Below are 11,028 nucleotides of genomic sequence, written 5' to 3'. Positions count from 1 at the left end.
CGTAGGTTTTTGTCTCGTGAAGCGCTAATTCATACTCATCTTGGCCATATTCACGTACTAGATTCACAAATGCGTTAACCGCAAAGGCGTAATGATGAGTAGAAACCGAAAAGTGCTGTGGAGAAGGTTTGGCATTCATATAACGCCCCTCCAGCAGTTCTGCTTGTTCGACCACCTGCCGAGCATAGCTAAGAAATTCTGCCCCTTCCACTGACAATGAGATCCCTTTATTCGTACGCTCAAAAATAGTAATATGTAGATCTTCTTCTAGGTCTCTTATTGCATTTGAGAGGCTGGGCTGAGAAATAAATAATCGCTTTGCAGCTTCGTTGATCGAACCACGGCTCGCCACCTCAATCACATATTTCAATTGTTGAAGAGTCATTTGATTCAATCCTCTCTGTGTCGATTATTAGTCTCATTATATAATATATTTCTTTTAATATCGTTATCATTCTAATGCTTTATGGATCGTTTCAGCGACCCTCTCTTCATTAAATGTCTTTACAATAAACTCTTTCGCTCCAGCCATAATGGCATCAAAGACTATTTTCTTCTGCCCCATGGCAGAGCACATAACTACTTTCGCCTTCGGGTCTAGCTGCCTGATCTCCATGAGCGCCGACCATTTCAGGCATAGTTATGTCCAGCGTCACCAAATCAGGTCTCTCAATCCTATACAAATGGACGGCTTCTGCGCCATCGCTTCCTTCTGCAACTACCTCATAGCCACTAGATACAAGAATGTTCCTGAGCACTCGTCTCATAAATTCTGTATCATCAATGATCATAATTTTGGCCTTCATTTATTTGAACCCATCTCTGATAAACCTTCGGTTTCTGATCTGCTAGATATTAACTTTCTTATTTCTCTCTATGCAGTTTCTCTCGAATTTCATCAAACCGTTCTCGTTATACCAAGGCAGTTGAGTAAAAGACTCCCATGAATAAAAATAAACCGAAGCTATTGTAGTAACACTTGCAATTGTATTCGAGGCATCCCACGTATTATAGTTTCCTATGATTGTGATGTCTTTTTCTCCATCGCCATTTATGTCTTTGAAACTTACAGCTTGAATACTTTCAAGCTCGTGGTTGTTAGAATAGCTGTCTGGCAATGTATCTAAAACAACCAAGTTTGAGCTTACGATGTAAAAATGTAGTTTAGGTATTTTATTTTTCATAAAATAACCCGAAACAAATCTCACTTTCCCCCAGCTATTCATATCTACCCAAAATGACTGTTCCTCTATTATTCTCTTTCGTAGAGAGTTCTTCCTTAGTTCCATCATTTGTTGTCGAACATCCTGTTAAAGAGAAGGTCATCATTAATATAAAAATATAAATCCCTAATCTATTCTTCCTGTTCATGATTCCTCCCAATAGCAGTTATAATTTTCCATACCCGATATTTGGAAAAGTTATGGAACTCACGAATAAAAACACCCCCTAACCGGAAATGCGGTAAAGGGGGGGTTCGCAAAATAGATTAAATCATAAGGACTCAAGAATTTGTAATGGCTTGCACATACTTCCGCATATCAATCGTTCCATGTTTCCTTCTTGATTCTTCTGCCGCAAAAGCCAGAAGATGGCTACGCAGTGAATCTTCTGCCGAAGAAAGACCTTTTTCCTGCCCATTGCTATTTACGAGATGAATAAAATCACGTACAAGAACCCAGTCTCCACCGCCATGACCGACATGACCACCCAGAGAACGAAGTAATATTTTTTCCTCCGCTCCTGTATCAAAGTGTTTCACCACGATCTCGTTTAATTCCATGGCGCCCCGAATCTCGCCCTTTGTACCTGTCAGATGAATGAATCTCCCGCCATCGCGGGCAAATGCTGTCATCGTAAAGACAGCTGTAACTTCATTCTCGAACTCGAGGCTTACGACCTGATGGTCCACCACATCGTTATCGCAATGGAAGACACATCTACCATAGGGGCCTTCCCTAAGTGCTTGCCATCTTCCCTCATAACTTAAATCGACACTTATCGAGGAGGTAGGCCATCCTACGTTTTCGGTTAAGTAGTGCTTAGGTGCATAATACTCGCAAGTATGTGCCACCGGACATCCATCCAGGCATCTGGTTGGTGCACCAGTCGGCGCATTTTCCGGTTTATAATAAGAAAGAGTTCCAAAGGAAGAAATATAGGTACAGGGTGATTCAATGATCCACTGCAAAATATCCATATCATGACAAGCCTTAGCTAGAATCATGGGACTGGATACCGCCGAATTCCCCCAATTTCCCCTCACAAAGCTATGTGCCTGATGCCAATAGCCAACATATTCATTATGTTGAACGGTCATGAGTTTTCCGATCTGACCAGACTGCACAATCTCTTTGATCTTTGTAAAAAAAGGTGTATATCGCAGTACATGACAGATGGAGAATACATTGCCGAGTCGATTAGCCTTCTCTTCCATTTCCACGCATTCTCTCGAATCTGGAGACATAGGTTTTTCTAATAACACATGATAACCTAGATCAAGGGCCCTCATCGTCTGTACATAGTGATCTTTATCCTGAGTACAGATGAATACGGCATCTGCAAGCCGCAACTGCTTAAGCAATTCATCGGCATCTGCAAAGCCCCTCGCTTCGTCAATACTATGCTTTTCCATGAACAACTTCCGTTTCAACGGATCGATCTCAGCAACAGCGGTAATTTTCATTTCTTCTGGATGAGATAGGGCATAGTTAGCATAGACTTGTCCTCGTTCCCCCGCACCTAATAGAGCTACCGTTAGTTTTTTCATCATATCCTCCACTATGTTATCCTTTAATGCCACCCATTGTAAAACCGGAAATCAACTTTTCTTGCAAAATTAGATACATAACCAATACAGGAAGAACGGCGATCCACATCGCAGCGAACAAAACGGTATAATCGGCACTATACTTCTGGATTTCCACCAGATTAGCCAAGCCTACTGCGATCGTATATTGACTACTATTCTGTAGGAGTATAAAGGGCTGAAAGTAATCATTCCAGATTCCAATAACGGCAAAAGTGCATACCGCTACAACACCGCCCCTAGCCAAAGGCATCATGATTTGGGCAAACACCCGAAAGTGCCCCGCACCGTCCATGAAGGCAGCTTCCGCATACTCCCAACTGATACCTTTGAAAAACGAATACAAAATGATCATATTAAAGCCGATCCCCCCGGCATAACCAAGCATAACGCCAAGCGGATTAAATAAGTTTAGATTTTGCATTAGCAAATACCACGGCCCAAAAGTTCCAATAGTCGGAATCAAAAAACCAATAATCGCTAGACCATATATAATACTTGAACCCTTGAATTTGTATTTTGCCAACACATAAGCCGGCATTGCAGCAAACATAACCGAAGTAAAGGTTCCGATTGCCGTCATCCAAACACTGTTGAAAAAGTATTTGCCTATATGAGCAGCCGACCATGCCTCAACGTAATTACCCCAAAGCCAATTCTCTGGCAAAGACCAAATGTCCTGAAAAAACTCCGCGTTGCTTTTCAATGAATTGATGAACATCCAGATAAACGGATAGATTAAGCTAAGGGCATACCCCATAAACAATATTTGCAAAACAATCATCCATACTTTGTTACCAATACTTCTCCGCTCTTTGATCAAAGCAACATCCCCCTTTCCATCGTTGTTTAAATCTCGACTGTTTCAAAGCGCTCTGTCAACCATTTGACCGTCCAAACCACGACAAACCCGATGAGGGCAAAGATCATGCCGTAGGCAGCAGCTAGTCCATAGGAATTCTTCTCCACAACAAGCCGATACATTTCCAATGCAACGGTTGTAGAAGAGTTGAACGGACCGCCATTTGTTAACAGCATCGGCTGTAGGAAAATGGTGAAAGCACCGCTTGTGCCCAGAATAATGAGTGTCGAGATAGTCGACCATGAAATGGGCAATACAATATAGCGGAATTCGTTCCAGAAGGTAATACCATCAAGCTTTCCTACTTCAAAATAATCTGTAGGAATACGTTGTAGAGCCCCGGTTAGGATAACGTTGTTCCATCCAATCCCCGCCCATATGCAGAAAACAAAAACTGAGATTAATGCCGTCTGCGTATCGCCAAGCCAAGCACGTTTCCACTCCTCGAGCCCCAGTAGATCAAACATTCCATTTACGATGCCTTGTGTTGGATTGAGTGCAAATGAAAATACCATGGTCACGACAACGATGGAAATGATGGAAGGAAAGAAGTAGACAATTCGATAGAAACGGGCAAAAGGAATTTTTCGGTACAGCACCAAGGCTACCAACAGTGACAAAATGATGCTGAGCATGTTAATCGGAATAAACAACAGACTGTTCTTAATTGCAGAGGTCCATACGCCGTCATTCGCCATGCTCTTGAAAGCGGAAATATAGTTGTCAAATCCAACCCAAGTTTGTTTGCCCGTGTAGGGATTCCAATTCTTAAAGGAATACAGCAACGTTTGAATTTGTAGGAACAGTCCAAACACAAGATAATGAATGAGCGGCCATGCCAGCATGACCGTAATAAACAGACCTCTCTTCGTCACCTTAAATTTCATATGCCAAGAATCCTTTCATGTGTCAGGATAAGGTGAGGAAGATCTGAAGACTAACAGCCTCAGATCTTCCTATCGCCTACTTGCTGTTAATTAACTTCTGGTTTTCTTTCCATTTGTCAGGAGCTGCTGTCACATTTGCTTGAATAACTTCCTCTACCGTTTTGCTTCTTGATGCAATGGCTCCAAAAGCATCTAGACCCGGGCTATCGCTAATTGCTTCAGGAGAGAATACTAGCGATACTGTTTTATATTTATTCGTAGCTTCCATAGCGCTCTTCGTAAAATCACTAACATTCAAGCCATCAACAGGGTAGATAAATGCTCTAGACGAACCCGTTAATTCCGTAAACTGACGGTTAGCTTCATCCGTAGAAGAGAATAAGAGAAATTTCTTCGCAACTTCGATATTTTTCGATTCGCTTGGAATGCCCCCAAAACCTGAGGTTATAGATTCGATAACGGGTTCATTAACAATTGCATCTTTCGCTGCAGGGAAAGGCATCATTTTCATCACAAATCCATCAGGAATAGAATCTTTCATCTCGTTTTCCAACCAAGCTCCATTAAAGATCATAGCAGCTTTCCCACGTAGGAATTCCATTTGTGATTCGGTATGGTTCAACGCCAGCGTACCCTTCATGATCCAATCGTCTTTAAACATTTGATCCAATAAGGTAAAGGTACGATGGAATGCCGGATCTTCAAACACACCAGGGATGTCAGCTTCCGTTGGATTTGTGATTTTCTCAATAAACTCCGTTCCACCATATTGCAGATACGCAGCATGTCCAAATGGGAACAGATAGTAAGGGTATTGACCTGGATAGGTTAATGGTGCAATTCCTTTTGCCTTAATAGCTTCAGCAAGTAACTCCATTTCTTCCCAAGAATTCGGATACTCCCATCCGTTTTCCTCAAACATCTTCACGTTATAAATTACACCTTGAGACAATTGTGCCAGTGGTATGCCGTATTTCTTACCAAAGACGTCCATCGCCGTATTTGTTGATTCTGTAATCGTTGCTGCAACGGTCTTCCCATCCGTTTTTTCAGTTTCATACAGATCACTTAAGTCAACAAGTTTCCCTGCAGGTCCCCATTTACGCATTAAAGATTCATCGACAAACACGATATCGGGAACATTCGTATTGGCTTCAATCCGTGGTTGAATGATTTCATTCATCTTTGGATTACCTTCCAATTCAATCGTAACGTTTTGATTTTCACGCTCAAACTCCTGCTTCAGCCATTTGAACCATGCATCTCCATACCCGCCTTGAAAGAATGCCACCTTGAGTGTTACTTTTTCTTCTTTTTTATTTGTCTCTTCAACTGCTGCTCCATTTTCTTCTTGTTCCTTTGTTTTGCCGGCACATCCCGCAAGCACGCTGAACACTAGAACCATGAGAAGTGATAATTTCATAAACCGTTTAAACATCGATAACGCCTCCTTTTAATTAAAAGTTCTTATCTATGTGAATAATGAAACGTAATACCACTGGGTATAATCTAGTTCAATTGTGTGTCTACCTGCTCATTTAGCGGTTATCTGAAGCACATCATCCTGTGTTGGCATTCCATCCTGGGCGCCAAACCGGGTGACGGCAGTGGCAGAGACTTTTACCGCGAAATCAATGCACCTGGAAATATCCCAGTCGGATGCTAATCCATACGCCAGGCCACCATTAAAGGCATCCCCAGCTCCCACCGTGTCGATAACATCAACATTAGGAGGTGTAACCGTTACCACATTATCGTTTAGTAAGTATGAGCAGCCCTGTTTACCCCGCGTTACAATAATCATAGTGGAATGGTGATGCAGGTTCTGCCACTCCTGAATCGCTGGCCGCAGACTGCCCTCATCGAAAGTGGTTGTCCCTATCATTTGTTCAAACTCAGTTTCATTAGGGGTCAAATAATCAACATATTTCAGTAATTCGTCAGGTAATGACATGTAGGGAGCTGGATTCAAAATAGTGACGGCTCCTTTGTGCTTCGCAATGCGAAGAGCGGCAGAGACAGTCTGAAGTGGGATCTCTAGTTGGGTAAGCAGAATGTCATTTTCTCCGATCACCACTTCAAATTCCTGTAATTCGGTCTCTGTAAGCAAACCATTCGTTCCAGGTACAACAACAATGGTATTGTCTTCCTTCATATGTGTGATGGATGCAACCCCAGTGGGGGTGCTTTTATGGATTTGAATGTAAGAGGTGTCCACGCCATTTGTGTGTAGTGAATCAAGTACCTTTGTGCCAAACCAATCGTTCCCTACCATACCAAAGATCGTCGAGTCAGCTCCAAGCTTGGCACAGCAGACGGCTTGATTTGCTCCTTTTCCACCTGGAATATAGTGAACAGATTGACCGGTAAGGGTCTCACCTCTTTTTGGCAAGCGATCCGTGGACACGACAATGTCCATGTTTAAACTGCCAACCACAAAGATTTTTCTTTTTTTCATTTCATAAACTCCTTTGAAGCTCTTGTAGTTGAAGAATCTTTAATCATCAAATCCACGTTAAGAACTTGTACATTACTTTCAAGCGGGCGATTATTCATAAGGTCGACCAACCGAAACATCGCTAGGGCTCCCATTTCTCCAATCGGCTGTGAAACGGTAGTCAGTTCAGGAACGACGAGTGGAATGGATATTCCATCAAATCCTACTAGCTTAACCTCGCTAGGAACCCCTATATTAAGTTCCAAAAGTCCTTTAAGAGCGCCAACTGCCATAATATCATTTCCCGCAAAAATCCCATCCACGTCTTGATGTCTATTCATCAGCTGTAGTGTCGCCTGATAGGATTCCTTTATTTGAAAGTTGCCCTGAACGACCAAATCGGGAGTGAACCACTCCTGACTTTCGCAAATGTCTTCATAGCCCTTATAACGTTCCTTAGCGGAATAAACGTCCATTGGACCACAGATGTGAGCAATTTTCTGACAACCTTGCTCTATTAAATGATTAACCGCTAGATGTGCTCCCGACCGATTATGGGAGATGATTGATACGATTGTTGGATGCTCGGGAAACCTGTTGTCGATGACAACAATGGGCATCTTCCTTTGCCATTTTTTGATCTGGGAAGCATCAAAGGTGTATGAGGCCAGGATAACTCCATCAATCCGCTTTTGTTCAAATACTCGAAAATAACTCTCTTCTTTCTCCAAGCTATTGTCCGTGTTGCATAAGATGAGTGTATATCCAAGTCGACTTGCTTCATTCTCCACGGCCTTCGCTATTTCTGGAAAGAAAGGGTTAAGAATATCCGGCACAACCAATGCGATCATTCGGGTGCTCTTACCGGCTAAGCTGCGAGCAATGGGATCCGGCTCATACTTTAGTACCTTCATCGCATGAAGAATAGTCTTCTCTGTTTCCTGCTTCACGTATCCACTATTATTGATTACTCTTGAGACAGTAGCGATGGATACTCCTGCTAGTTTGCTTACATCTCGAATCGTCGGCATATCAGAACCTCTGATCTTCCTATGTGTAAACGGTTACACATTACTCGTAAAATATGGAACTAAATATCACGATTTGGCTATTTTAGGATTGAAGTGTTCTTTCAGCAAACAGTTCCATCAATGCCTCATGGTTAACTTCTATACACACCTGTATATTTGGTTCGTACTGGGGCACCTCTCCGAAATGTGGCTTCATACAGTAGGTCATTCCTCTGGTATGATCTCCCTTTGTTTCCACATGTACAAGCTTGTTCTCGGTACTTACCATGCTTCTTTTGATGAGAATACCAAAAGGAATGGCATCGAACATAATAATTGGACGATTGAGTCCTACCGCTTTCCACCGCTTCACAAGCTTAGCAAGAAATTGCGACTGTTCTGTTCCAGTTCCGATCAAGGTATCAATCGTAGCATCTGTATCGCTGATTAAACTTAGACAAACCTCCAAGCCCGCTGCTGTTATGGGAATCCCAGATCTGAATACAATATCTGCTGCTTCTGGATCACTCACAATATTGCATTCCCTGTAGTGACTGTTGTACTCCCCACCCATCAGGATGATTTCCTTTACCTTACTGCAGAACTCGGGGGAACGGGTAATCGCTATGGCCAGGTTGGTCATGGCGCCTATCGCAATAAGTGTAATTTCTCCTGGGGATTCATTAACTGCTCGAATCATCAGATCGGCTCCGTCGAGATCAGAGTGATAGGGTAAATCCTTCATTTCTTCTCCGTATTGATTCGGATATTCTTCGTAATTCCATTTACCGCAGAGGGGTATAGACGCTCCCGCTGCAATCGGAATATGTCCCAAGTTATTCACTTGAAGTAATCCGCTAGCAATTTTCGCTCTTCGATCAGATTGGATTCCTACCGTCGTAATTCCTTCGATTTGGATTTCAGGAGAACGAATGGCTAATGCAATGGCTAATACATCGTCGATATCGCCACCGATATCCGTATCGATTATGACTTTATTCAATTCTTTCTCACCCTCCTCATCCTACCGCTCATGCTTTACAATCTCTCGAAAATGGTCTCTTTTTCTCTTTTCAATAAGTTTTAATTGATATTACCCTTGAATTCATTCTATATTTATATCAATTGAAAGACTATAACGGATCGGCTATCAACTATCATAGTACGGATGTTTCCATTTAATTAATTTAAAGTAAAACCTCTATCGCACCCGAAATTCTGTGAGAGGAATGGATTGGTATGAACTTCAGCCTTAATTTCCTGCAATTTTATTATCTTTCTATGGCGGCGTCACCTGACATACACAAGCACGGTTGTTTTGAACTTGTCTATTACAAACGAGGGTCAGGTCATACTCACATCGGTGGAAAACGTTACGAATATCAGCCTAACACCTTTGCAATCATTCGCCCAAACACCCCACATGACGAGAAGCATGATGAAGATACCGAAGTATTCTTTATTGGATTTGAATATGATGATATTCCAATAGCCTTGTCCAACGGAGTTTATACGGATGGGGATCAGGGGCAGATCTGGTCACTATTACAAACGATGCGTAAAGAGTTTCTAGAGAAGCGTAGCTTCCACTCCCTACAGTTAAACCTGATTGGGGGACAATTAATGATAGAGGTTTGTCGTATACCACAGATTCATTCCGGAAATTCAGAAAGAGAAGACCGTATTATTTACGCCATAAATTTCCTCAAAGAGAACTATACCCAATCCGTTCAACTTCAGCATTTAGCTGAGCTTTCCGGCTACAGCTTTGATCGCTTTCGCCACGCTTTCAAAGAAAGAACAGGCCTCTCACCAATGAACTATATTATGATGAAACGGATCGAGCGTTCTATTGAATTATTATCCTGTACTCGCATGAAAATCTCTGCAATAGCCGTTGAATGTGGGTTTGCCACACCTTCACAATTCAGTTCGATATTTAAGAAATGTACGGGGATAATGCCTAAGGAGTTTCGGGAGAACCCTTCCTCTCTGCCGGCGAAGCCAGTGTTTGCGGAGGATTGAGGGATATAATAAAGGGGTCGGTCAATTATGACCGACCCTGTTTCAATTTAGATACTTTCTCTTTTCGGATTGCAGAGGGGTTATCCCAAACCCTCGATTACCGGTCCAATTCCGAGCTTTACTGTCTTCTGTCCATATATACGTTTGATGGCTTGAGCCATAACATGAGCTGTACTGTGCCTATGGATCTCCAAACCATCTTTGCTGTCAATCGTAACAATTTCGAGATGGCTATCATGTTCGATCGGTTGATTAAGGTCAACAGATTTGCCATCAATTTTTCCGGCAATTGCATTTTTCTTAAGCATGGTGCTAATGGCACCTGCTGCTTCCGAAATTATCGTTCCTTGAAGTAGCTCTCTGATTGATCCGTCTGGTAATGTTATCTTGATCTCCATGATTTTAGCCTCCATTCCTCAAATTTGTTAAACCTGAACGCAAAAAAACGCATCTCTCCCAGAAAGGGACGAGTGCGTTTAGCTCGTGTTCCACCATAATTCGACCTGCAGCATGTCATTCTATGGTTCATAACCAAAGTATACAGATGTAAGGACCTCATTGGTATCCGATATTGGGGATAAGACGGTGCCGCATACAGCCGTGATCAAGTAATCAACGGGTTCAACGGCACGGCTACAAAGGGGTAATTTCTCAACCGATAACTTGAGATGCTTTCAGCTTAACTTCTCTCTCTGGACAGTTCGTGTAGGAGCTCATGTGTTTGATCAGTGCCAAATATATTTAATAGAACAAAATCAATCAGGTTGCTCATGTGGTTATCTTCTTCTTGTATATATTCATAATTTCGTTACAAGAGAGATACCACAGGTTTCCAGTTATATCGTAACTCCAATAAACTTTATCCAGATATAGCTAAAGACTATAGCTAATAAATAATTACTCATCTATCGCCTGTTGTAGTGCTTCAACATACGCTAGGGCAAGTTTGGAGAGCGCTATATTCTTACGACTTATCCAGCCAACATTGATGACTTCAT

10 protein-coding genes and 2 pseudogenes are annotated in these 11,028 nt (G+C 42.2%); 1 reads left to right on the top strand and 11 read right to left on the bottom strand.

The window, feature by feature from the left end; all coding sequences use genetic code 11:
- The 10 genes and pseudogenes from EJP82_RS27365 to EJP82_RS27320 form a co-directional block, all read right to left on the bottom strand.
- A partial coding sequence (locus EJP82_RS27365) for a LysR family transcriptional regulator (protein ID WP_148125763.1) occupies positions 1-385 on the bottom strand: 385 nt, incomplete at its 3' end.
- Positions 386-451: 66 nt separating this feature from the next.
- Positions 452-806 (bottom strand): annotated as a pseudogene (locus EJP82_RS27360) (response regulator).
- A gap of 42 nt (positions 807-848) precedes the next feature.
- Positions 849-1,292 carry a hypothetical protein gene (locus EJP82_RS27355; RefSeq protein WP_127195242.1) on the bottom strand — a complete coding sequence of 148 codons (444 nt, stop codon included), beginning with the start codon at positions 1,290-1,292 and terminating at the stop codon, positions 849-851.
- Between the two features lie 212 nt (positions 1,293-1,504).
- Positions 1,505-2,773, bottom strand: coding sequence for a Gfo/Idh/MocA family protein (locus EJP82_RS27350; RefSeq protein ID WP_342773701.1), 1,269 nt, complete (start codon positions 2,771-2,773; stop codon positions 1,505-1,507).
- 13 nt (positions 2,774-2,786) lie between these two features.
- Complete coding sequence (locus EJP82_RS27345; protein ID WP_127195241.1) at positions 2,787-3,632, bottom strand: carbohydrate ABC transporter permease; 846 nt, start codon at positions 3,630-3,632, stop codon at positions 2,787-2,789.
- 26 nt (positions 3,633-3,658) lie between these two features.
- On the bottom strand, positions 3,659-4,558 hold the full coding sequence (locus EJP82_RS27340; RefSeq protein WP_127195240.1) for a carbohydrate ABC transporter permease: 900 nt from the start codon (positions 4,556-4,558) through the stop codon (positions 3,659-3,661).
- Positions 4,559-4,634: 76 nt separating this feature from the next.
- Positions 4,635-5,996, bottom strand: a complete 1,362-nt coding sequence (locus EJP82_RS27335; protein ID WP_127195239.1) for an extracellular solute-binding protein — start codon at positions 5,994-5,996, stop codon at positions 4,635-4,637.
- Positions 5,997-6,092: 96 nt separating this feature from the next.
- Positions 6,093-7,016: a ribokinase gene (rbsK, locus tag EJP82_RS27330; RefSeq protein WP_127195238.1), complete on the bottom strand. Its 924-nt coding sequence runs from the start codon at positions 7,014-7,016 to the stop codon at positions 6,093-6,095.
- Positions 7,013-8,026, bottom strand: a complete 1,014-nt coding sequence (locus EJP82_RS27325) for a LacI family DNA-binding transcriptional regulator (protein WP_127195237.1) — start codon at positions 8,024-8,026, stop codon at positions 7,013-7,015. The genes rbsK and EJP82_RS27325 overlap by 4 nt, the downstream gene beginning before the upstream one ends.
- An 82-nt stretch (positions 8,027-8,108) precedes the next feature.
- Entirely contained in the window at positions 8,109-9,008 is a 900-nt protein-coding gene (locus EJP82_RS27320; RefSeq protein WP_127195236.1) for a nucleoside hydrolase, read from the bottom strand.
- 236 nt (positions 9,009-9,244) lie between these two features.
- On the opposite strand from EJP82_RS27320, the gene EJP82_RS27315 reads away from it, so the two are divergent.
- Positions 9,245-10,030 carry a helix-turn-helix domain-containing protein gene (locus tag EJP82_RS27315; RefSeq protein ID WP_127195235.1) on the top strand — a complete coding sequence of 262 codons (786 nt, stop codon included), beginning with the start codon at positions 9,245-9,247 and terminating at the stop codon, positions 10,028-10,030.
- A gap of 92 nt (positions 10,031-10,122) precedes the next feature.
- On the opposite strand, the pseudogene EJP82_RS27310 reads toward EJP82_RS27315, so the two are convergent.
- A pseudogene (locus EJP82_RS27310) lies at positions 10,123-10,428 on the bottom strand (TGS domain-containing protein); the annotation flags it as partial.
- Positions 10,429-11,028: the final 600 nt, after the last annotated feature.

Source organism: Paenibacillus anaericanus (assembly GCF_003994475.1).
Classification (GTDB): domain Bacteria; phylum Bacillota; class Bacilli; order Paenibacillales; family Paenibacillaceae; genus Fontibacillus; species Fontibacillus anaericanus.
This window is presented reverse-complemented; position numbering and strand designations above follow the sequence as displayed.